Raw genomic sequence first — 20,968 nt, 5'->3', positions numbered from 1 at the left:
TACGGCGTTAACGGTAATTTCATGGGCAAAACAGACTACATACTCCGTGCGTTATCAAAAATTTCGCATAAACGCTGGGAGCACTACATTATCAATCGTGTCATCCATACGCTAGATGACCCAGATATTGAGTTCGTTTGCCAACAGTGCATTCGAAAAGAAGACAGCTTGGGGAAAATATATCTCGCTGATCTCCTGTTTCCACAGCTGAGCCTCTATCTTGAGATTGATGAGGCTCATCATGATAGTGATGACGCTAGAAAAGCTGACGCCGTGCGCCGATTAGATATCGTTGAAGCAACCGGATTCCAGGAGGAACGGATCCCTGCTAGTAACATAACCCTCAGCGAAGTAAATAAACTGGTTGATGAATTTGTCCGTTTAGTGAAAAACAAAAAAGAAGATCTCGAAAAGCAAGGCCTATTTTTTCGCTGGGACTATGACGAACGATACTCAGCAAAAAAACATATACATACTGGCTACATGGCAGTGGGCCCTAACTCGGTTTTCCGCTATCACAGAGATGCTTTGCAATGTTTTGGGTACCGCAGAGAGGGGCATCATCAATCAGGTGGCTGGACCCTGCCTGCTGAGGTCGTTCGGTCCATCGGATTAACAGGCCGCGTAATGGTTTGGTTTCCTCGTTTGTATGAGGCTGGAGAGTGGAAAAATGGACTCTCGGAAGACGGCAAGCAGATAATCGAAGAAAGCCTTAATGCAACAAGAAACTATCAGGAAACGTGGGATTACCGCATTGTTATGGCACATTCCCGTGATGAACTAAACCGCACGCTGTATCGCTTTCTAGGTGTTTTTGCTATCGACAGCAACCAATCATCCGATGAAGTCAAAGTGTTCAAGCGTACTCACACCCAAGTCAACGTTTACCCCCCTAAAATTTAGCCGACGTTTTGTCGGCTATTATCCTTCGTCACCGTATCCCGTCAGCGTAAAATAGCGACCTCAAAAAGTTTGCTAACCCTATAGCAGGTTTCATTCTGCTGTGGTTTGCATTATCAGCGAATTTATAAATTCAGGACAACAGAGTGACTCAGTTTGTTAATTTGCGCGGTAAGCGACTGGCATTTTCCGCCAAAGAATCATCCTCTATCCCCCCTGGCGCTTCAGGCCTCATCTATCCCAAAGATGCTGGATTTATCATTACCGATGAGCAAAGTGTGGAAAGACTCTTCATAGAGCATGACAAGGCCACTGGCATTTCCTGGTTTTTGAAAGTCGGTCGTCGCGGTCTCCGGCGATGGTTCGAGCCAACTAACGATGAAACGCTAAAAGCATTCGGATTAGACATCCTCGACTACAACGCCTCAATCTTACTGGCTGGGCGTATCCACCAGCAATGTAGAAAGTACCTTTCATCTGCTTCCGGACATTAAATCGTTAGTCGGGAGCCTCAGACTCACCACAAAAAAGGAGGTCATTTCGATCTCCTTTGCGTTCTTTGTCAGCAGTAGTTGCATGAGACAATTAACCCATTCGAAACCGTTTGGGAAGAGTCATGAACAACTTTAAATACTGGTTAAAGCTGATGGTTTACCGTTTTACATTGAGCAACGACGATCTGGAAAAGTGCCTGGCAGATCGTCGGAGCATGGACGAGTTTCGCCGAAAGGCCGCAGATATTAAGCAGCGTATGAAACTGCATGAGCTCGCCGGTGGCTGTTGTAATGAAGATGGCGGGGAAGGGATCCCGTTAACATTCCAGGGGGTTAGCCTGAAGGCCTATCGTCCTGCTGAAGTGGTAGATTCACTTTCCAAATCTTCTGTTTCCAATGTTGTTGACCTTTGCTCCCGTCGAAAGCGCCGTGACCTGGTCAATGTCATTTCACATCCGTCGCCCCAAAAGCATTGCGGCCAATAACCAACATTTAAATTAGGGATTTTCAATGTCTACCATGCGACATGCAAAAGTTAGCACCCATTCGATTAAGTCCATTTTCACCGAAACGTGCAAGTCATTTGTGAGCATTTATGGGGTGCTCATGCTGATAGTCCCAATCTTGGTTGGCGGAGGATTGCTTGCGTTACTGATGCAACGTCTTTCTATGGCCGATATCGGTTTTTTCATCCTGCAACCTGTTTTCATCGCCTCGCTGGTCATGATGACAATGACTCAGCAAAAAATCACAGGCAAAAGACTCCCCATAAAAAACCACATCCGAAACCTGCTTGTGGTTTTGTTTACCGGTGTTATTGCCACATTCTTGCTGGTATTTGCGCTATGGTGCTTCAGCCTTTATATGCCAACAGCCAGTGCAGCCACTGGTGCCACGCAGGTTCCCGCTCCATTAATAATGGAACCTTCTACTCAGCCGCAAGAGTTCCTGTCATTGCTCCCAATCTATTTCAACATGTACAGCCTGGTGACGTTCACTGTTTTGCTCGTTCTGCCAATGATGATCATGTTCATCGGAGCGATAGTGTGCTGTGAAGGGGCGTTATTCCGTAACTTCAAATCAGTCATCCTGGCCGTGTTCCGCAACGTCAGCATCATGATTGTCATCGCAATGCTATCCCTGGCCGTGTTTGCATTGTGGTCATACACATCACTCAATAGTGACTGGCTGGTTTATACCGCTGTCGTACCCATCGCACTGATCACCGCTGTTATCCACCGTATCGCAGTGCTGTCTTTGCCTGTCGAAATCAAACCATGAGGTTAACCATGAAACCCCTTATCGCTCTATTCATCATAGCGCTATCTCTGGGCTGCGCCTCCGCACAATCCGCGCCTTTGCCTAACGAAGCTATCGGCGAAATCGCCGGTTCCCACGGTGCTGTTATGGCCTCAGTTGCTCAATGCAGAGCGTACATAGAAAGTCCCAGTTCGCGCAGCAAAGAAGTTGCCCGCCAAATGCAAAAGGCATTACATAATGCGATCGGTGCTGAAGATGGCTCCGATGACAGAGCTCAGGCCATGACAGAGAAAATGCAGGAAACCGTTGAGCAATATACCGAACAGCTGACAGCGCAGTTTAACGATGTCGGGGCTGACCCCGATTTTCGACGTGAGAAATGTGAGCAGCTGATTGCAGGGAGTATTGCGCGAGCGAAACAAGTAGACAGCAAGTACGGGGTGGAATAATGGTGTACGCGCTGCTCGCGGTTATCTTGTTATTGGTCCGTTTTCTGTATGTTCAGGACAACAATAATCGTGCATACCAACGGAAAGTGACCAATGAAATGCTTATCATTAATGACTCTCTTCATATCGTGACATCACCAAATCATATTGGTGCGATGCCAGTATTGCTCAGAGCATTACTAAGAAGCCTTGAACATAACCGTTCAGCTGTCACCGCACTGCTACAACTCAACATTCCAAACAGTCCTGAAGCAAATACCGTCGCATCCGAACTCCGATACGCACAGGCCAGTGCCAAGCAAGCCCTGTGCCGCGTGGTGCTATTACTGGTTGAGTTGGAACAGAAAGGGCAAAAGATTCGTCGGCTGGTGGATGATTTTCGTCTCACGGATATGGATGCCGATGAAGTATTCACCGCTTTGAACGAACGTTATCCCTCAGATGGAGCGCACGCACCACTTTTACGTGTCAGCGATGTGATCCCAGGACACTGGAAAATAGGTAGACAACAATGAACAAGTTTCGCATTACCCATACTTACGCCATTCGAAAAGATGATTTTTACGCAATAGAAACGACGATGAACTTGCGCCAGGTGAATATGGCCGTTGCTTACCTTCAATTCATGTACTTCAATTTGCCGACCTTCAACTTCCTCAATGACGGATTGTGTGAACTGGACGTCGTCGTGTTAATGCACCGGATCTACGGCGCGCATATCATTACCGACCGCACAGCAATCGAGGCGGAGGTTGACCTTTATGTGAACTGGGAATATCAGTTAAGCCGCATTCAAAGAATACTCCCTGAGATACATGCGATAGCAAGGCCTGGCGTAAATGAAAGTATCCTGTTCCACCTGTGGGAAATGGGTAATCGGATCCTACCGATGCTTAAGCAGACTAACCCCGCACAGCATGACGAAGCTCAGCTTCAACTGCCACGCATTGAGAGGGTGCTCAAAGGTGCTCCAGTAGACTCCGCCTGGGGATGGGAATCATTCGATGGTGAACCTTGCTATGGTAATATCTATACCAAACAATCAACCCCTGATTTTCTCGTGAGGATTTTCTGATGAATCGACTCGGTGATCTACCCGAAGGTACTATTTGGCCGCATTTGCTTGACGCTATTCGAAATGATGTTTATGCCCAATTCGGTGCTGTATTGTCCGCGCGACGGGATGAAATCGCACGCGGTGTTTCAACGCCTGAGCTGGCCGCTACGCTATTAAGTGAGTACGCCTCAGGTCTTTGTATGTCGCTCAATATTGTCGGCGTACCACACGATTTACAGCGCATGGCGGATGAGGCTGTGCGTGGTATCGACCCAAACTTTATTATCAATATGGCTAACCGCTGGAAAGGGGCGTCCATCATTTACACGGAAAAAGAAGCGTGAACATTCAAAAACTGTTTGCCGTTAAAAAACCCTGTGCGAATTGCCCATTCAAAAAGGCGGGAGGGATCCCGCTAGCAGAAGGGCGTTTGGACAACATTAAACGGACGTTGCTTTCTTCCGATCAGGAAGTCTTCTTCTGCCACAAGACAACTTACCAGGGCGGAGCTGAAGACAAAGAGGAAGGCCAGTACCAGTCCTCTGGTCGCGAATCCTATTGCATGGGGGCAATGGCCTGGCTCTATGCGAATGGCCGACTCAATCTGGCAACCCGATTAGGCATTCTTCTAGACGGTATTGCCATTGAGGAACTAAACATAGCGACAAAGGCCATCAATACCACCGCACCATAAAAGAGTGTTGCAAAAGAAAACTACCCTGTTGTGTAGGTTAAACCTGTAAGAATAGGCTATATGCTTTGAGCGTCCTAGCCTAAACAACATCTCACAGGTTTAACGATGAATTTTTTGCATCACGCATCTTCCTCACTGCTATGTAACAGCATTCAGCATGTCTTAGACTCTCTAAATATGCATCACCGGGTTGTTCATATGAATGATTCCAACGGTGTTTCATCATTATTTAGTGGGCACCCCATATCGAAAAATATCATTTACCACTCCCTTGGGGAGTGTTCTAACCCCGAGTCTGCATACTTAAAACTTGCTGCTCAATTTCTTGAGCTTGAACGGGCTGGGAAAACCGTTCTGAGCCTTATTAAGTCGGACAATCTACCAACTGTGGCCGCAGCGCTGAAGTTAGGGCTTGTCCCCTGCGGATTGATCACGTCTAAAGATCCCGGCGGCACTGATGTAGATGTTGTTGTGCTGAATTATTCCAGCACAGAGCCTGGTCCCGTGTCGTTCACTCCATTCCCACAAAAAGGCCTCTCCGATGGTATGTTAACGCTGCGCATTTCAACCCGACCTGATGGTGCTCGTATGTTCCAAGACCACTACGATTCTGTGACTCGTTTTTGGTCTATCTATCCTGACATTCCATTCTCACAGTTCGATAAAGACTGCCGTTTGGCAAACTTATATTGGTTGCTGGGTAAAAAAATGATGCTCTCTATTTTCGAAAATAAGACGCAGGAATTAATAGGGCGGATCAGCCTTCGACCTGTGGTCCCTCCCAGAGTTGGTGATGTTGGCTACGGCGTTTTTTCAGGGTTCCGAGGGAAGGGGTATGCATCTCAGGCTCTAAAAATGCTGTCTGGTTGGCTAATGACTGATGGTGGATTCAATCGACTTGAACTAGGGGTTAAACCAGAAAACATAGCTTCTAAAAAGGTCGCGCTCAAGGCTGGCTATGTCCTTGAAGGAATCAGTAAGAGCAGACTGATTAATCAAGATGGTACTTTCAGTGATCAACTCAGTTACGTCAAAACTAATCCTTGAAACAACAACTGTTCAACATAAGAGAATGCCATGAAAGAAGATTTCCTTAGCTATATCGAATCTCGTGTAGATGGTGAGTGCGTTGTCAGAGCTAAACGCCTGCCAGATAACGTCAGTGCTTTTCGACGTAAAAAAATTAAAGGCATTCTCCGGCCGAACTCACTCATTGACCTACAGCAAATAGTGATTGGCGCAAGTGAGTTTCCTAATACCCGGCTACATCCTGTCAGTATTGGATACAACTGGGGGCTGGGTTCTAGGGAAGATATTGCAGATGGTAGCTACCTTGTTGAATTGCAGAAATTAAATGCAATACGGAAAATTGATACAGACCAAGGCTGGGCAATTATTGAGCCTGGGGTGACCCAAGGAGATCTGTCTGAGCTGTTAATTGGCACCCAAAAAATGTTGAACATAACAGCTTCTTCTGCTCATTCTAGCTTCCTCGGTAATGCGTTGGATCGAGGGGTGGGACTTCGTCATCAGCGAACTGAAGACCTTGTCGGTATTGAGGTTCTATTACCGACGGGAAAAACCATCCGTGTTGGCTGGTGGCCTAGCCATGTTGAAACGCCTATATATCCACATGGTGTAGGCCCCTCATTGGTACAATTTTTTACGCAATCTAGTTTTGGGATTGTCACGGCAGGGGTAATAAAGCTAGCTACCCGCCCTGAAAGTACAAGTGTAGTCCGGTTTAACTTCAGTCGAAAGCTACTTTCACCAGCAATACAAACATTGAAAAAATGGGTGACAAATGGTCTGAGTAGCGGTGTATTGAAAATATACGATACCACGGCCAACACAACCTATGGCGGTAGTGACGGTTTATATACTGTTCACTTATGTGTGGATGGTCTATCTGATGATGTCGCACAACGAGTCGATTTGATTAAAAAAATGTGCGAGTCTTCGCAGTTATTTACAAATGTGACATCGAATTCGGTAACTGAAGGTAATTATCCTGGGCCTGATGTGATCGCAAATTTGGTTGAAGCTGCCCACGTTGGCGATTCCTCACTAAATGACACTTTGCTTCGGAAAACGCTGGGGGTTCGGCACGATAGAGTTGATACCGGAAGCACTGGCTGGATCTTTTTCCTTCCGTTAATTCCTTTTACTGCTGATGCGTTAGAAATGGCCTATCAGCTTATTGATGAGGTTCACAATGAAACCGGGGTTCTTTGTGGGGCCACGATCAACGCCCTTAGTGGTGATGTGATTGACCTGGTTGTATCTATCGCTTTCAAAAAAAGCGAAAGAGAGTCAGCTAATGCGTTAACTGCTTTAAGTAAATTGCATGAAAAATTTACGGCAAAAGGTTTTATCCCTTACCGACTGGGCGTTGAGCATGCCAATTGGGCGCATCTCATCACTCCCGGCGAAGGAGAAAGAGGCTTTGTTCGTGAATTAAAACAATTTATTGATCCTAATAACATTATCAGTAATGACAGATACTTATAGGTGAGCGAAATGCACGTAATCTCATTCGAATCATTGTTATTTGATGCAAAAAAGCTGGCAAAAGAAGTTGCAACAGAAGGTCGATCGCTCGAAGAGCAGCGCCGATTACCTACCTATATTGTTAACAGGCTAAAGGAGATCGGCGTATTCAGGATGAATTTTCCATTGGAATGGGGAGGTCTGGAATTGACCTCACCTCAGCAAACTCAGGTTATCGAGCAACTTGCTATTGGTGATGCTGCTGTGGCTTGGTGTGCAATGATTGGCAGTGACTCTGGCATCTATTCAGGCTTTATAGATGAGCCTGTAGCGCGTGAAATGTTTACCGTTGATTCCATAACGGCAGGCTGGATTCATCCTCAGGGTAAAGCAGAAATTGTACCTGGTGGGTATCGTGTTTCCGGCCGCTGGCGGTTTGGTAGTGGCTTAAGTCATTGCGATATACTCAGTGCTGGATGTTTCGTTTATCAGGACGGTAACAAGGTCGTTGATCGCAACGGAAATCCAATTTGGCGGGTTATGATGGCGAAACCTGAAGAGTACGACTTGCAGGATAATTGGCACACGACGGGCCTTGCCGGAAGTGGAAGTCGTGATTATTGCGCCAACAACATGTTCGTTCCTTACGAGCACAGCTTTAGTTTCAATGAGCCTTATCGAAAAGGGCCTTTACACGATGTTCCTGATGCCATCCTGCGTAATATGGCAGGAATACCACTCGGTATGGCCCGTGCTGCTCTGGACTATGCGATCAGTCTTGCTGAGCATAAATACGATCGCTCACTGTCTGTTTCCTGGAAGCAAAGTCCGCGAGTGCAGGCGATTCTTGCACGGTGTGAAATTGAGCTCTATAGCGCACGATGTGCCGTTTATTCATCTCTGGGTGAGCAATGGGATGGTCTAGTAGGTAAAGAGCCTCTGACCGACATGCACCGCATTGCAGTTGCCCTGGCAAGGCAGCAAGCTTTCAAGGTTTCCCGCCAAATTATCTCAGCTATTTATGATCTAGTGGGTGGCGCGTCGATATATAAAAACGAAACTCCGTTGGATAAATGGCTACGTGATAGCTACACCATTAATCAGCACGCAGTCGCTGGCGAGTCTATTGTTCAGCAGTGCGGGCAATATCTTCTCAACAATCAATCAAGCAATTTGTTCATTTGATGCGTATAGGCTGGGTGATTCCCCAGCCTATAACGTGAGGCAAAGATGGTCATGGCTACAGTATCTAGTATGAGTTCCTTAAACTCTCATATAAGTCGAGTGGTAATACGACTCGAATCAGAGATGAATTATAGGTCAGGTCAATATGTCCAGGTCATTTTAAAATGCGGTCGATCAGGGTATTTTTCGATAGCATCTCCGGAAAAAACAGGCAGAATGATCGAGTTGCATATCGCTGACACTAGGAAGCCGAATGGTTTTCTTAAGAAATTAAAGGTCAGTGATAGCGTCGCTGTTGTTGGGCCTATGGGGGAGGCGTGGCTTCGTTCAGACAACTCTAAGTCTGTCATTGTTCTTGCCTTTGGCTCTGGTTATTCATATGCTCGTTCCATTTTGCTCACTGAAGCAAATAGAAATTCGGATAGAAGGGTGAGCTTTTATTGGGCGGTTAGGTCTGAAAATGACTTTTATGAAAGAGATATTCTGGAATCGCTTCCGAAACGCATTTCAATCAATTTACACCTATTAAATCAAGAGTCAAACTCCCTAAGTGGCATTGGTGCTTTGCTGACGAAATTATCCTATACACACACTTGTTTGGCCGATCATGACGTTTATTTGGTTGGTAAGCGAGATGTTTGCTTGTTTATTAGGCGCGAGATTTGTGAAAAGCTCGGAGCAAAATCTGAGCGAGTGTATAGTGATTCTTTCTGAACTCATTTATCCATTTAGAGAACACTCAGAAGTCTTTTCTTAACGCAACAATGGCTTGCCTCATGTTACTAGAATTCAATTTAGTTAGGATATTCTTTACGTGAAATTTGATCGTGTTCTCGGAAATTGATAGATTATGTGCGATCTCTCTATAGGTTTTTCCGCTTTCGTACAGGAACAGCACCTGTAATTCTCTAGTGCTAAGAATGTGTAATTCTGAGTCAGCCACTTTGTTTTTGTTGTTCAGCACCATCCCGTGTAGATTGATGATTTTACGATATATATCATCACTCATTGGGTGGTAAGGTTTACGGGATGAGCTGTCACTCCAGACACTGAAGGCAACTACATTATCCATGTGGTCATGTAAAGGTATCGTGTATCCATTCAGCACACCAGGGATCGTATGGTCGGATATCTGAATATTTCTGACATCTTGGTATGGTTTGCTGCCAGCATCAGCCCAGTGAAAAGGCTGCATGCTTTTTTTTGCGCAGGTCATGATTGGGTCTATGTGATGAAATGATAGCTTTTCGTATCGGGTTTGCCAGTGTTGTGGGAAGTTCGAGACGATTATAGAGTCACCTTTTTTGCTTTTAGGCTGAACGGCATAGGAAAAGCCTTTGCATCCTAGTAGTTCTGAAATTCCCTGAATTTGCTCAACAATTTCAACGTTGTCTATGCTAAGTAATCGTTTCACCGTAACCTCAGAGCTCACATTGCCATGACTCCCTTAGAATACCTGTCGTTCGTTCAAAAATCATCACGAACCATGACAATGAAATAGCCCATTACTTCTGAAAATTGATTTTATTAGAATATTCCATTCTAATAAAATGCTACTAAAAATATTTAGTTAGGTTAAAATGCTGCGAGAATTTCAAGTATGAATAAAAATAAGTTTCAACTCAGTGATATTTCAGACCAGATCCTGTCCTCATTAAACGCCAAACCTCCACGTAGAATCAGCCTAACCCAACAAGTTGAAAATCGTCTGAAGTGCGCCTTAATTCTTGGGTTTCTTGCGCCAGGGCAAAAAATGGTCACCAAAGACATTGCACTCTCTTTAAATATGAGTATTACCCCTGTAAGAGAAGCGCTGGTAAGACTTTCGTCATACGGGGCGTTAGACGTCTCTCCTTCCCACGCCTTTTTGGTGCCGGATATTCGTCCTGACCGGCTTATTGAATTGATGGGTATACGGAAATTACTGGAGTTGCCTGCCATCACTCGATCAATAAATAGCATGTCCGACGACGCACTGAATTCGCTGGTGGAATTGACTCGCGATCTCGAAGTGGCTCACTTGTCGGGGGATATTAAAACTGCCGTGCAATTACATTGGGTATTACGATTGCGGATGTTTACACATTCTGACTCCCCTGAGCTTATGGCGTTAATTACGCAACTCTGGGTCAATGTTGGGCCTAGCTTCCACTTTCTGTATGAATCCACTTCCTTGGAGGAATGGCCTAAATACTATTTCCCTTTGCGTGATGCCCTTATCAACAGAAATTCGGATCTTATCATTAAGATATTTACAAATTCCATCGACAGTGGTTTAAAATTGTATATGGATGTTCACGGGAAAGGTTGAGAGGATGCGGCTATTCGAATTCATTAGTTACTTATACCGAAGCCAACAAATTAAGTTGTTCATCGCAATATTTATTGTGGCTTTAATCGCAGTCCGGATCGTAACTGAAGGTGTTAATACAATTACACTTCTTGGCTTCCTGCTAGGCTTAGCATTTTTAATGCTGATGGATAGAGGCAAGATCATAAGAACGTTAGTTATATTGGTTGGTGTGCCGTGTATCATGCTCGCTATTATCACTGGATATCCTCCTTCGGAAGGGTATCAAAATAGCATTACAGGCTTTGTCGCTGGTGGGTGCATAATGCTTTTGTATCGTGAGTATGTTCATTATCGGAATAACATCACAAAATAGCCACTAGACAATTATTCGCCCCTGAATAATAATACTGTACATAATCACAGTATCTAAAGAAGGTGGCGTTATGCATTTTTCATTATGTGAATTACCGACGGGGATAAAACTGCCTTTTTTTGAAACGCTAATCCCCGCAGGCTTTCCATCCCCCGCGTCTGATTACGCCAAAAAAAACATAGATTTGAATGAATTATTAATAACACATCCGGCAGGAACTTATTTTTTGAGAGTGTCAGGCACATCAATGATTGATGCCAATATTAGCGATGGGGATATCGTTATCGTTGACAGTAGCCTTCAGGCTCATGACGGTAGCATTATCATCGCATCCATAGATGGTGAGTTTACAATCAAAAAACTTCAAAAAACGCCTTTTCCTGCACTTCTCCCGATGAACCCAAGTTTTTCTCCAATCCCTATATCCGATTGGGCCGAGTTCACCGTCTTTGGTGTCGTGACCTACGTTATTCACAAAACGTTATGATGTTTGCACACTGCGATATTAACAGCTTCTATTGTTCGTGCGAGTCCGCTTTTAACCCGCGCCTGCGAGGTATGCCTATTGTTGTCCTAGCAAATAACGATCATATCGTAATCTCGCGTTCAAAGGAGGCGAAGGCGCTGGGTATTAAAATGGGTGCGCTGTACTTTGAAAATGTAAATTACTTTAAAAAAAACAACGTTCAAGTCTTCTCTTCAAATTACACCTTGTACCAGGACATATCAGACAGGACTATGTCTGTGTTATCCACTTTTTCGGATGTTATAGAAATATACTCAATTGATGAGGCGTTTCTAATTATCTCTGAAATCAAAGGGTTGGGTGGATATGAGGAATTTGGTCGAACCATTCAAAAAGACATTTTACAGATAGCCCATGTCCCTATTGGTGTTGGTTTTGGACCGACAAAAACACTCGCCAAGCTGGCTAATCATGCAGCAAAGTCTTGGAGCAAAACCGGGGGTGTTGTGGAATTAAGCCAAAAATCCAGACAAAGAAAATTGATGTCATTATTACCGGTAGATGAAGTTTGGGGGATTGGGCGTCGCATTTCCGCCAAACTGCATATGATGGGCATTAACACCGCATTAGATTTGGCCGATGCCAATATCGCTACGATCCGTAAAACCTTCGGTGTTGTCGTCGAAAGAACGGTTCGCGAGCTCAACGGCGAGTCGTGTATAGAAATAGAAGAAGTGCGGAAAGTAAAAGAACAAATTATTACTTCAAAATCGTTTGGCAAAAAAGTTCAGTGCTATGACGAAATGCATCAGGCTATTTGTTCCTATGCTGAGAGGGCTAGTGAAAAGTTGAGGGCAGAGAAACAGCTATGTGGGGTTGTCAGCGTGTTTCTTGGCACAAGCCATTACTCGCCAGGCCCTTTGTATAGCAATCGGGCTACTGAGCGACTGGTGTACGCTAGTGCAGATACGAGGGATATCATCAATGCGGCAGTGAAAGCCTTGAAGGTAATTTGGCGGGAAGGGTATCAATACCATCGAGCGGGTGTGATGTTATCTGATTTCTCTAGCTCAAGTATTACTCAATTCGATCTTTTTTCTACCTCTAAACCTTTTAAAAGAAGTGAAGAGTTGATGGCACTAATGGATAACATGAATCGCTCTGGGAAATTCAATATTGGCTTTGCTGGAAAAGGATGTGACACTTCCTGGGGAATGAGGCGCAGCATGCTGTCACCGGAATATACAACAAACATCAATGACATTCCTATTGCTAAATTATAAGGATAATCATGAGATTAACTAAATTTCCTATCCAACTATTGGGCCAGGTATGCCATGTAACAACATACAGCCGATTTGAAACTATTAAGAATGTCGGTTTCATTAAGGTCAACCCAGACATACCTGACCAAGATAGAACTGGTAATGGTAAGAAGGATAAATATCCGATTGTTAGAACGATCAATGGAATTAGTGTTTTTGATTTTAGGTTTGTTACTGAAAGATTTCTAAATAATAGAAATCACCGAAATAAGTGGAATTGGGTATTTAATTGGAGGTATTTCGGACATGAAGATCTTGTATGGATATCTATCAACATTGAAGATTTTAAGGAATGCTTTTTGTCAGTTGAGGAAGTCACAAAAAAAGGTGTGGAGGGCCGTAGGAATTTTATACCTAAATTGGAGGGGGCGATTCTTTCTGATATCCCACTCCGCTCATTTAATTCGATTTCAGTATATTCACGTAAGGATGATAAGTGGTTGGACCATATTAAAATAATTGATTAAATTTGATCTTGCTGTCTCTAAGGGTTAATGACTCATAAATTTGATTGATAGCACAACTAGCCTTCATTGCAGTAAATGGCTGTTCTTTGCAATCTTGTAGAACTAATTCATTATAAGGTATATAAACGGCCATTATATTAGTCCTATCTTTAGGGGATAATTCACAAGCTAAGGATTTTGCATGCTCGAAAGCACCTATCGCTCCCATTTGACTAATGCGCAAGTTAATTTTATCTGAATCGATCATGTCATACTCCTTAATTATTTCCTCCTTTTGTTAAAGGAGGCAGAATCAAATTGTCACGTTTGGGTCTGCCTCGAATTATTGTCATATATAATTCGGGGCTTTCGTCTTTCTGGGACTTGCAAATGCTCGAACCAGAATGATTCAAGCACCCACGACAATAATACCAAAATTTCACTTCTCACAAACACCTGATTTCATTAATTATCTGTATGATGAATGTCATCCCTGCCTACATATTCACTGGAGGGGATATATAAATCTGAATTAATGATGCGGCGGTCTAATTCAGGCTCTATCTCTGGGGTTTTACTTGTAGTGGCTATGACTATATTTTCAGGTAAAAGTGGATGCTTTGTAGATATGTATCTCTTTGCAAATTCGACGATTTCAGGATGGTAATCTAGCCCAAATCCAGAGAAATTATCAGCCAAAAAATTTGCCCACGGCTTGCCTAAGCCTGGTAGTTCTTTGGATTGTTGAGAATTAAATCTACTCGAACCATCTTGAAGGGAGTAAACAAAATGGGCTGGTAAAGCAAACGAACCAACTGAGCGTGCCGGGCATTCATCATTGGTACTTGAGGTAAGGCTTACATCGTAAAGTAATATGTTAGTATAGTTTGAGTGCCATAATATCCTGTGCAATTGATTGTAGTCAAAAGCTGAGTATCCTGTAGGTTCTAATCTTTCATTTAGATACATTTTTTTTGCTTCGTAGTAAATTACCCCCTCGAGGGTCACCTCATTAGATAAGATTACATTAATAAAAAAAAGCACGTCCCCTGAATCTGTCTCAGCCTTGCCTTTTTGCTTATATGACTCCCAAACAGTAGATTGGTTTTGCGATTCCCATTTCAAATTCTTCCCTAACCTACCAATAGCATTCAATGCGTTCGTTGTTATCTGATTTTCATCCCAAGAACCATTTTTCATGTTTTGTAGTGCATTAGCTAAGACATTCTTAATAGAGTTATCAGCTTCAATGATCCAGTCGTTTTTGTTTAATTCCGTCATTTAATATCCATATAAAAGTAGGTTAAAAGTGTAAGTTCCAGCGCTATGCCTTGCTGTCCGGCGTTGCGTAATAGCCCGCACCAGGTAGTGTCTCGGAAAACTTGCGGTAATACTCTAATCTCTCTCGAAAGTATTCTCTGAGGTGTTCTGGTTGCTCTTGTTCCACCTGCACATCAAGTACCGATTTGTTCAGCCTTTCTTTATAAGCAACGCCTGAAGCGATGAGGTCAATATTAACCTTATCCATTTCTTCTTTTGATAATTCTGCCAGATTATGCCCCATGCACCATTCCTTTCACTAATACATTAATACTCCAATCATAATGTGGCTGAAGAATAAATCCATGCATATTGAAGATATTCGAGTTGTGCTGATTATTATTTTTCAGATTCGAATGCTATTTCTGCCACTTTAAGGCTCAAATGCACACGAATGAGCTAAATGTTAAATTTGTTAACGCGATACATATAATAAAGATTATGTTAAACGATGAGTTGATATCCCTTTAATATCAATATGTTAAATGGTGTGTATGCCCTTCTCTATCGTTTTCCAGTAGGTGCAAACCAAGTCCAGTCATTGTACGTCATTCCAAAAAAAGAGCACAACCGAGTGCTCTTTTTTACTGTCAAGTGGCGTTCAGGTTAATTAAACCACTCAGGATTCCTGGCGTTATCCATCTCGAAAATCTGTTCAGTGCTCTGCATGACATCGTTTGGTGTAAGCATCAACTCTTCATGGCGAATGATGAATGGACGCAGTCTCACAAGGCCGTTTTTCTGGCTATAGATATTCATGACTGCGTGCATGCGTTCGCCAGGCGAAATCAACGTGAGCCACTGCCGATAAGCGCCGGTATTTTTGATGTAATTCACTAATGCAAAGCTGAGCGCGCCAGCATGCTTTTTCGATAATGCCTTTTTGTTGCTTTTTTTAATGAGTTGAGCAATCGCCTCCACATGAGCACCAATGGGCACATCGAGGTTTGTGCGTGCTGAATTAAAGTCCTGCTGCCCAATAGTCACCAAATGCACTTGATTATCACGATAGTCTCGTAGATAAAAAACATGGGAAGTAAAAGGTGTTGAGTGAATGTGATCTCCCAACTGCCAACCGAAGGCGTTTAAGTTAGCGGCAGAAATCTGTTTATCAATTGCATTGCTCATGGTGAATTCCTTTAGTCCGATAATGAGAAAATGGTAAGCCATACCCAAAATCTGACGAAGTGACTTAACCTAAATCGCGCGTAAAAATTCAAGAAACAATGTCTGGGTTTAGAAATACCTAGTTTGCTAGGGAGGCGACCTATTCCAAAGGAGATTGCCAATTTTGGTCCAGCGATAGGATGAGGAAGCTACTATGGTTGGTGCATTATGGCGGTGTTAAATTTCAACTGAATTGTTAAAAAAAGCTCGATTTATGACCACATTTTACATAGGTAAATCGTAATGCAAAAATGCGACCCAAGGTCGTAAAAATGCAAATTATGTCGAGCAAATATATACTTGCGGTAAGCGATGGAAAAATCATGGGAATTTTACTACACTTTTTTTAATCAAATTCTCATTCGCGAATTATGCATTTTTTGACTAAAAAAAGACTTTCATCTAATTTTTAAAAATGTATGATTTAAATCAATGCATGCGAATGAAAAGCATTGTATGTCTGGGTGGGGATCCAGTGCGAGGGGTGGCTTTTAACGAGTCACCCCTTTTTTATGCTCTAAATGCCATCTCCATTCAGTCAACTTTAATGCATAATTATTCAGTTGTTAACGTAGTGTTAGCTTTGCAGAAAAGGTCAGCAATGCGAAGCCCTTTTCCGTTGACCCTGCTTTGTCAAAATCTATACCCTACAGCGATTGATAAGGACCTGATTGACCGGAAAAATAATGAGCGTGAACAACGAAGCAAAAGGTTACAAGCATATCCAATTAATGCAGCGCATTACTGGAATGTCCACGGCTGAAAACTGGGATAATGCCCGTGCCGAGTGGTCGTTGCAGCAAGTTTTTCGGGCTCAGGTAGCTGACCAGTGTTTGTGCGGACACCAGCCAATTATCAAGATTTGCGTTATTAAAAATAAAACGAACAATAAGACTGCCCGCGTCGGGAATTGCTGCGTCAATAAATTCATGTTGTTAGGTTCGGATAGTATTTTCAATGCTATAGACAGGATATCTAAAGACGGTACGAAAGCGGCTAGTCGAAAATTACTTGAAATGGCGCTGGCTCAATCCGTGATCACGCCCTGGGAATTTGAGTTTTACCTGAGCAACATCGACAAGCGGAAGTTAACCCAGAAACAGCGTCAAACGCGTGAAACTATCAATGCCAAACTAGCCGAAATGGGCGAGGAAAACCGCGCATTGGTCTACGGTGCAAGTCACATTCAAACCGCGTTCGAACAGAATGTAATCAATCAGTGGGAAAAGGACTTCGCATTGCGGACCTTTCCCATGAAAAAAATATCGGTCAAACAACACGCTATTAGAGCAAACATCCAAACAAAAATGATGAACGCTGGAATTTCCAAGTCGCTACCAGAAATCTCCGCTGAAGCGCTGGCGCTTGGAGAGGTTAGTTCTACTCGTATCTCTGTTATTTCAGACCCTGATCAGTTAGCTGTCAAATTAGCTGAGGCGCAGGAGAAGGGGTATATATCCGCCAGGGAAAAAGATATTTTTGAGCGTAAGCATAACACCAAAGGATTCAGTTCAATCACTGAACGCGCAACTATCCTGCGTGTCAGAGCTTCCATTCAACGCCTGTTGAGTGAGGGGTGATCCGTGACCCCTCACCACCTAAATATTCCTCTCGCATCACCTTCATTGGTAGAGATTGCTCGGAAAGCGCGGTTCATTCTAGACGGGTTACTGGCTCGTTGCGAAGTCACTTCTACAAAGGGAACCTGCCTCTATGCCAGTTTGATGCTGGCTACAATGTTGAATCGAGGTGGCTATCCAACACGGATCCGTGGTGGGGATGGTGACACCGATGGTGGCTTGTTTACATCGTCTTCCCGACATGGTCATTATTGGTGTGAAGCAACAGCGGATAATACTGATTTTGTTGTTGACCTCACTGCTGATCAGTTTGGATTTGATGCGGTGATTATAAAACAGGCAAATGCAACTGATTGGCCGAGGTATGTTCCAGGTTGCCAAGATACCGTTGACCTGCACGTCAGCTTAAAACTGGAAAGCTAATGATGCCTGTAAATTTTAAATCAAGTTTTTTAGTCGTCATTTTATCCACAAATTCTGTACATAACTCTGTGTAAAATAGGTCGTGAAATTTCGATAATGACTTTGCCTCGGTTAAAATATCAGCACTGTAGTAATCAACTAGGATCTCAACATGACCCAAGAGAACATCGCGTGGTCGATTACTGACGAACTCAAGCTTGTGAAGGGGCTGAAGGATAACTACTCTTTTACAGCCTTATCGTCAGTTATCGGTAAGGACGTAGAAGAAATTCAACGCAAGTGTATTGCAATGGATTTGTATATTGCCGTTTGTGAAAACATTGATGACCTCAGCCAGATAACATTGGTGCCGAATCACCAGGTCGGTATTGCTTGCCTGGGAAAAACGATGACAGGCATTTATCGTAACCTGACCGAAATGGGATGGGCCCCACAGGTATGGCGTGGTGAGCAATCATTGCGGTCGCCTGAGTGGTGGACATCACGCCCTGCTCTCGCGTTTCGTTATAACGATGATGCTAACGCGCCTACCCGACGCACTGTCCACCTACTGAATAACGGTAAGCCTTGGACGCCGGAAGATGTGGGCATGATGCTGGCTGCGCTATCACAGCGGCCAAGTAAAGAAGCATTGACCCAAGTTCTCATGCGCAGTATGTCCAACATTATACAGCAACTTTCAATCATGGGGCTGGTACGCGTCGGGACCGCAGAAGACTCCGGAGAAGCCAAGGTCTGGATGTGTGCGACTATTCAGCCGCGAGTGCTGTCGAAGATGCGTTATTTTGATGTGCTGCCTATGTTGCATAATGGCTGGCTCATTGATGGTCTGCAATTAACCGCGCCAACCTGGTGGTCTGACGCAACCCAGATCACTGATCTGGTGCCAGGTTCATGGCCGCTGAAGGTTTCATCCACAGAAACGAAAGCCCCGGTCCACAGTAATGATAACTTGCTGGCCGCAGCCAGTTTGTTGAAGGCCGTTAATGCCAAACGACAGGCCATTGAGGCTGCCGAGCCGCAAGCTGCCCCTTTGGCAGAAAAACCCGTCGAGAACGCCGCTTCAACACCGCCAAACGCCAGTCAAAAACGTCAACCCGCACCTGCGCGTGAAAAAACGCGCAACGGTAAATTATGGTTCTCCGGCAACTACAAATTTTTGTTCACGTTGCTTGGGGAGCATCATTCACCAGACGTAATCGCTAAAAAGATGGATCGAACGGCAGGCGCAATCTGCTCACGCATTCAACTTATCGGCCTCTCGCGTTACATTAAAAGTGACGTTGAGGGCGAAAAAGGCAAAGTCTGCATTGTCAATGAGGTCTCCATTGACACGCTGCGCAGACAGCCTGATTTTGTCAAAGATCAACTGATCGGGGCTGGCTGGACGGAAAAAGGAAACTTCCTGCATTCACCCGATTGGTGGCTCAAATATCCTCACCCACTGGGATGACCCAAAAGAAAAGGCAACCTCTTGGTTGCCTCAGACTGCTGACAAAGTCCTCGCTTTTTATTGAGGACTTTGATCTAATAAGGTTAGTGCAAATAATGAGCTAACCGATATGCTAAAAGAACCTTCTCCTCAACAATATCAGTTCGAAACTGTCACTCTTGATGAACTCGTTCCTGAAGACCATCTCGTTCGCAAAGTCGATGCTATTATGGACTTCGAATTTATTCGTGATGCCGTTGCCCACCTTTATTGCCCGAATAATGGCCGTCCCGCGATTGATCCTGTCCGCCTGATTAAAATGATGTTGTTAGGCTATCTGTTTGGTGTCCCATCAGAGCGTAAGTTAGTGAAAGAAATCCAAGTCAACATGGCTTATCGCTGGTTTCTTCGTATGGGATTAACGGAAAAAGTCCCCGATGCGTCAACTCTTAGCCAAAATCGTATTCGTCGTTTCAATGACAGTGAGATTTTCCAACAGATTTTTGACCGTGTTGTTGAGCAGGCCATTAGTGGTGGCATGGCGAATGGACGAGTCCTTTACACCGACAGTACTCACTTAAAAGCGGATGCAAACCCGCGCAAAGCCATTAACGAAGAGCGTCCCATTGCACCAAGTGAATATATTGAACAGCTCAATGCTGCCGTCGAAAAAGACCGGAAAAACCATGCAAAAAAGCCGTTACCCGACGCAAAAAAATCCAACGGAAACAGCGCCGTCAAAAACACTAAAGTGAGCACGACGGATCCTGAAAGTGGTTTTATGCATCGGGATAACAAGCCCAAAGGCTTCTTTTACCTCGACCATCGTACCGTGGATGGCAAACATGGCATCATCATGGATACCCACGTTACAGCGGGCAATGTCCATGATAGCCAACCTTATATTGGTCGATTGCAACGACAAATTGCCCGCTTTAACCTGAATACCGTGGCAGCAGGCGTCGATGCTGGTTACTTTACCGCCCCTGTTTGTCACCTTGCGAAAGAAATGAGTATCGCTCTCGTGCCTGGTTATCGACGCCCCAATAAAGGCCAAAATACGTATCAAAAGAAACACTTCCAATATGATGCGAAGCGCGATGTGTATGTGTGTCCCGCTGGAGAACAGCTCACTTACTGTACAACCGACCGAAATGGCTATAAGCATTACAAATCAAACCGTCAGCAATGCCAAGGCTGTGAACATCGTTCATCCTGTACGCAAAATCAGAAGGCCGAAAAAACCGTGACCCGACATGTCTGGGAGGAAGCGAAGGAATGGTCAAATGCGTTAAGACTGACTAAATGGGGAAAAAAAGTGTATGCAAGGCGAAAAGAGACGGTAGAAAGAAGCTTTGCGGATGCCAAACAACATCATGGTCACCGCTATGCGCGGTTCCGTGGGCTGAGTAAAGTTCAAATGCAGTGCTTATTAGCGGCCACAGCGCAAAATATCAAGAAGATGGCGCTGCTGGCGCTTCTTTTTTATATTTTTGGACACATGAAAGGTCAATTAGCCTTATATAGAACGAAATATAGGCCAAGACAAATATCGCCGATGGAATTTTAGAAAAATATCGCGATCGCGACCTTCGGTCGCTAAAACAATAAACC

Annotated in this window: 27 protein-coding genes; 22 read left to right on the top strand and 5 right to left on the bottom strand. The window is 44.1% G+C overall.

Annotation, left to right across the window (positions count from 1 at the left end; genetic code table 11):
• Positions 1-21: 21 nt before the first annotated feature.
• The 13 genes from P3L40_RS22800 to P3L40_RS22740 all read left to right on the top strand — a co-directional run bounded on the left by P3L40_RS22800 (position 22) and on the right by P3L40_RS22740 (position 9,243).
• Positions 22-903, top strand: coding sequence for an AbaSI family restriction endonuclease (locus P3L40_RS22800; protein ID WP_131680326.1), 882 nt, complete (start codon positions 22-24; stop codon positions 901-903).
• A gap of 143 nt (positions 904-1,046) precedes the next feature.
• Positions 1,047-1,394 carry a hypothetical protein gene (locus tag P3L40_RS22795; RefSeq protein ID WP_131680327.1) on the top strand — a complete coding sequence of 116 codons (348 nt, stop codon included), beginning with the start codon at positions 1,047-1,049 and terminating at the stop codon, positions 1,392-1,394.
• Positions 1,395-1,516: 122 nt separating this feature from the next.
• The gene (locus P3L40_RS22790; protein ID WP_131680328.1) at positions 1,517-1,879 is read left to right on the top strand and encodes a hypothetical protein; all 363 of its coding nucleotides are present in this window, start codon (positions 1,517-1,519) and stop codon (positions 1,877-1,879) included.
• 25 nt (positions 1,880-1,904) lie between these two features.
• Positions 1,905-2,675, top strand: coding sequence for a hypothetical protein (locus P3L40_RS22785; RefSeq protein WP_140172919.1), 771 nt, complete (start codon positions 1,905-1,907; stop codon positions 2,673-2,675).
• An 8-nt stretch (positions 2,676-2,683) separates the two neighbouring features.
• Complete coding sequence (locus tag P3L40_RS22780; RefSeq protein WP_131680330.1) at positions 2,684-3,103, top strand: hypothetical protein; 420 nt, start codon at positions 2,684-2,686, stop codon at positions 3,101-3,103.
• Entirely contained in the window at positions 3,103-3,618 is a 516-nt protein-coding gene (locus P3L40_RS22775; RefSeq protein WP_131680331.1) for a hypothetical protein, read from the top strand. The genes P3L40_RS22780 and P3L40_RS22775 overlap by 1 nt, the downstream gene beginning before the upstream one ends.
• Entirely contained in the window at positions 3,615-4,178 is a 564-nt protein-coding gene (locus P3L40_RS22770; protein ID WP_131680332.1) for a hypothetical protein, read from the top strand. The genes P3L40_RS22775 and P3L40_RS22770 overlap by 4 nt, the downstream gene beginning before the upstream one ends.
• Positions 4,178-4,504, top strand: a complete 327-nt coding sequence (locus P3L40_RS22765; RefSeq protein WP_131680333.1) for a hypothetical protein — start codon at positions 4,178-4,180, stop codon at positions 4,502-4,504. The genes P3L40_RS22770 and P3L40_RS22765 overlap by 1 nt, the downstream gene beginning before the upstream one ends.
• Entirely contained in the window at positions 4,501-4,854 is a 354-nt protein-coding gene (locus P3L40_RS22760) for a hypothetical protein (protein ID WP_165568265.1), read from the top strand. Before P3L40_RS22765 ends, P3L40_RS22760 begins: the two co-directional genes overlap by 4 nt.
• Positions 4,855-5,052: 198 nt before the next feature.
• Entirely contained in the window at positions 5,053-5,901 is an 849-nt protein-coding gene (locus P3L40_RS22755) for a GNAT family N-acetyltransferase (protein ID WP_163768294.1), read from the top strand.
• 30 nt (positions 5,902-5,931) lie between these two features.
• Complete coding sequence (locus P3L40_RS22750) at positions 5,932-7,365, top strand: FAD-binding oxidoreductase (protein WP_131680336.1); 1,434 nt, start codon at positions 5,932-5,934, stop codon at positions 7,363-7,365.
• Between the two features lie 9 nt (positions 7,366-7,374).
• Positions 7,375-8,529 (top strand): acyl-CoA dehydrogenase family protein, encoded by a 1,155-nt coding sequence (locus P3L40_RS22745; RefSeq protein WP_131680337.1) that lies wholly within the window; start codon positions 7,375-7,377, stop codon positions 8,527-8,529.
• Between the two features lie 216 nt (positions 8,530-8,745).
• Entirely contained in the window at positions 8,746-9,243 is a 498-nt protein-coding gene (locus P3L40_RS22740; protein ID WP_163768297.1) for a hypothetical protein, read from the top strand.
• Between the two features lie 25 nt (positions 9,244-9,268).
• Here P3L40_RS22740 and P3L40_RS22735 read toward each other — a convergent pair whose 3' ends face one another.
• Entirely contained in the window at positions 9,269-9,943 is a 675-nt protein-coding gene (locus P3L40_RS22735) for a helix-turn-helix transcriptional regulator (RefSeq protein WP_165568266.1), read from the bottom strand.
• Between the two features lie 186 nt (positions 9,944-10,129).
• Between P3L40_RS22735 and P3L40_RS22730 the strand changes: the two genes are divergently transcribed.
• The 5 genes from P3L40_RS22730 to P3L40_RS22710 all read left to right on the top strand — a co-directional run bounded on the left by P3L40_RS22730 (position 10,130) and on the right by P3L40_RS22710 (position 13,453).
• Positions 10,130-10,840, top strand: coding sequence for a GntR family transcriptional regulator (locus P3L40_RS22730; RefSeq protein ID WP_131680340.1), 711 nt, complete (start codon positions 10,130-10,132; stop codon positions 10,838-10,840).
• Positions 10,841-10,844: 4 nt separating this feature from the next.
• Positions 10,845-11,195, top strand: a complete 351-nt coding sequence (locus tag P3L40_RS22725) for a hypothetical protein (protein WP_131680341.1) — start codon at positions 10,845-10,847, stop codon at positions 11,193-11,195.
• 70 nt (positions 11,196-11,265) lie between these two features.
• The gene (gene umuD, locus P3L40_RS22720; RefSeq protein ID WP_131680342.1) at positions 11,266-11,682 is read left to right on the top strand and encodes a translesion error-prone DNA polymerase V autoproteolytic subunit; all 417 of its coding nucleotides are present in this window, start codon (positions 11,266-11,268) and stop codon (positions 11,680-11,682) included.
• Complete coding sequence (umuC, locus tag P3L40_RS22715) at positions 11,682-12,944, top strand: translesion error-prone DNA polymerase V subunit UmuC (protein WP_131680432.1); 1,263 nt, start codon at positions 11,682-11,684, stop codon at positions 12,942-12,944. Before umuD ends, umuC begins: the two co-directional genes overlap by 1 nt.
• A gap of 8 nt (positions 12,945-12,952) precedes the next feature.
• Positions 12,953-13,453: a hypothetical protein gene (locus P3L40_RS22710; protein ID WP_131680343.1), complete on the top strand. Its 501-nt coding sequence runs from the start codon at positions 12,953-12,955 to the stop codon at positions 13,451-13,453.
• On the opposite strand, the gene P3L40_RS22705 is transcribed toward P3L40_RS22710, so the two are convergent.
• From P3L40_RS22705 to P3L40_RS22690, 4 genes are all read right to left on the bottom strand, one after another.
• A complete protein-coding gene (locus P3L40_RS22705) occupies positions 13,437-13,700 on the bottom strand; it encodes a hypothetical protein (RefSeq protein WP_131680344.1) in 264 nt (87 codons plus the stop codon). The two genes, P3L40_RS22710 and P3L40_RS22705, sit on opposite strands and share 17 nt — an antisense overlap.
• A 197-nt stretch (positions 13,701-13,897) precedes the next feature.
• The gene (locus P3L40_RS22700; protein ID WP_136135299.1) at positions 13,898-14,713 is read right to left on the bottom strand and encodes a hypothetical protein; all 816 of its coding nucleotides are present in this window, start codon (positions 14,711-14,713) and stop codon (positions 13,898-13,900) included.
• Between the two features lie 43 nt (positions 14,714-14,756).
• Entirely contained in the window at positions 14,757-14,996 is a 240-nt protein-coding gene (locus P3L40_RS22695) for a DNA polymerase III subunit theta (protein ID WP_131680346.1), read from the bottom strand.
• A gap of 362 nt (positions 14,997-15,358) precedes the next feature.
• Positions 15,359-15,880: a hypothetical protein gene (locus tag P3L40_RS22690; protein WP_094962241.1), complete on the bottom strand. Its 522-nt coding sequence runs from the start codon at positions 15,878-15,880 to the stop codon at positions 15,359-15,361.
• Between the two features lie 725 nt (positions 15,881-16,605).
• On the opposite strand from P3L40_RS22690, the gene P3L40_RS22685 reads away from it, so the two are divergent.
• From P3L40_RS22685 to P3L40_RS22670, 4 genes are all read left to right on the top strand, one after another.
• Positions 16,606-17,499 (top strand): hypothetical protein, encoded by an 894-nt coding sequence (locus P3L40_RS22685; RefSeq protein ID WP_136135298.1) that lies wholly within the window; start codon positions 16,606-16,608, stop codon positions 17,497-17,499.
• Between the two features lie 3 nt (positions 17,500-17,502).
• Complete coding sequence (locus tag P3L40_RS22680) at positions 17,503-17,922, top strand: hypothetical protein (RefSeq protein ID WP_239509702.1); 420 nt, start codon at positions 17,503-17,505, stop codon at positions 17,920-17,922.
• Positions 17,923-18,073: 151 nt separating this feature from the next.
• Positions 18,074-19,375: a hypothetical protein gene (locus P3L40_RS22675; RefSeq protein ID WP_131680348.1), complete on the top strand. Its 1,302-nt coding sequence runs from the start codon at positions 18,074-18,076 to the stop codon at positions 19,373-19,375.
• A 109-nt stretch (positions 19,376-19,484) separates the two neighbouring features.
• Positions 19,485-20,924 (top strand): IS1182 family transposase, encoded by a 1,440-nt coding sequence (locus P3L40_RS22670; protein ID WP_136135613.1) that lies wholly within the window; start codon positions 19,485-19,487, stop codon positions 20,922-20,924.
• Positions 20,925-20,968: the final 44 nt, after the last annotated feature.

The sequence above is a fragment of the Providencia sp. PROV040 genome (genome assembly GCF_032706145.1).
Classification (GTDB): domain Bacteria; phylum Pseudomonadota; class Gammaproteobacteria; order Enterobacterales; family Enterobacteriaceae; genus Providencia; species Providencia hangzhouensis.
Note: the sequence above shows the minus strand (reverse complement) of the source record. Positions and strands in the feature narration are given on the sequence as shown.

What these genes read in the sequence shown, in the direction of transcription:
- P3L40_RS22800 (WP_131680326.1), top strand. Translation starts at nt 22, where the DNA reads ATGGGCAAAACAGACTACATACTCCGTGCGTTATCAAAAATTTCGCAT.
- P3L40_RS22790 (WP_131680328.1), top strand. Translation starts at nt 1,517, where the DNA reads ATGAACAACTTTAAATACTGGTTAAAGCTGATGGTTTACCGTTTTACA.
- P3L40_RS22785 (WP_140172919.1), top strand. Translation starts at nt 1,905, where the DNA reads ATGTCTACCATGCGACATGCAAAAGTTAGCACCCATTCGATTAAGTCC.
- P3L40_RS22780 (WP_131680330.1), top strand. Translation starts at nt 2,684, where the DNA reads ATGAAACCCCTTATCGCTCTATTCATCATAGCGCTATCTCTGGGCTGC.
- P3L40_RS22775 (WP_131680331.1), top strand. Translation starts at nt 3,103, where the DNA reads ATGGTGTACGCGCTGCTCGCGGTTATCTTGTTATTGGTCCGTTTTCTG.
- P3L40_RS22770 (WP_131680332.1), top strand. Translation starts at nt 3,615, where the DNA reads ATGAACAAGTTTCGCATTACCCATACTTACGCCATTCGAAAAGATGAT.
- P3L40_RS22765 (WP_131680333.1), top strand. Translation starts at nt 4,178, where the DNA reads ATGAATCGACTCGGTGATCTACCCGAAGGTACTATTTGGCCGCATTTG.
- P3L40_RS22755 (WP_163768294.1), top strand. Translation starts at nt 5,053, where the DNA reads ATGAATGATTCCAACGGTGTTTCATCATTATTTAGTGGGCACCCCATA.
- P3L40_RS22750 (WP_131680336.1), top strand. Translation starts at nt 5,932, where the DNA reads ATGAAAGAAGATTTCCTTAGCTATATCGAATCTCGTGTAGATGGTGAG.
- P3L40_RS22745 (WP_131680337.1), top strand. Translation starts at nt 7,375, where the DNA reads ATGCACGTAATCTCATTCGAATCATTGTTATTTGATGCAAAAAAGCTG.
- P3L40_RS22740 (WP_163768297.1), top strand. Translation starts at nt 8,746, where the DNA reads ATGATCGAGTTGCATATCGCTGACACTAGGAAGCCGAATGGTTTTCTT.
- P3L40_RS22730 (WP_131680340.1), top strand. Translation starts at nt 10,130, where the DNA reads ATGAATAAAAATAAGTTTCAACTCAGTGATATTTCAGACCAGATCCTG.
- P3L40_RS22725 (WP_131680341.1), top strand. Translation starts at nt 10,845, where the DNA reads ATGCGGCTATTCGAATTCATTAGTTACTTATACCGAAGCCAACAAATT.
- umuD (WP_131680342.1), top strand. Translation starts at nt 11,266, where the DNA reads ATGCATTTTTCATTATGTGAATTACCGACGGGGATAAAACTGCCTTTT.
- umuC (WP_131680432.1), top strand. Translation starts at nt 11,682, where the DNA reads ATGTTTGCACACTGCGATATTAACAGCTTCTATTGTTCGTGCGAGTCC.
- P3L40_RS22710 (WP_131680343.1), top strand. Translation starts at nt 12,953, where the DNA reads ATGAGATTAACTAAATTTCCTATCCAACTATTGGGCCAGGTATGCCAT.
- P3L40_RS22705 (WP_131680344.1), bottom strand. Translation starts at nt 13,700, where the DNA reads ATGATCGATTCAGATAAAATTAACTTGCGCATTAGTCAAATGGGAGCG.
- P3L40_RS22700 (WP_136135299.1), bottom strand. Translation starts at nt 14,713, where the DNA reads ATGACGGAATTAAACAAAAACGACTGGATCATTGAAGCTGATAACTCT.
- P3L40_RS22695 (WP_131680346.1), bottom strand. Translation starts at nt 14,996, where the DNA reads ATGGGGCATAATCTGGCAGAATTATCAAAAGAAGAAATGGATAAGGTT.
- P3L40_RS22690 (WP_094962241.1), bottom strand. Translation starts at nt 15,880, where the DNA reads ATGAGCAATGCAATTGATAAACAGATTTCTGCCGCTAACTTAAACGCC.
- P3L40_RS22685 (WP_136135298.1), top strand. Translation starts at nt 16,606, where the DNA reads ATGAGCGTGAACAACGAAGCAAAAGGTTACAAGCATATCCAATTAATG.
- P3L40_RS22675 (WP_131680348.1), top strand. Translation starts at nt 18,074, where the DNA reads ATGACCCAAGAGAACATCGCGTGGTCGATTACTGACGAACTCAAGCTT.
- P3L40_RS22670 (WP_136135613.1), top strand. Translation starts at nt 19,485, where the DNA reads ATGCTAAAAGAACCTTCTCCTCAACAATATCAGTTCGAAACTGTCACT.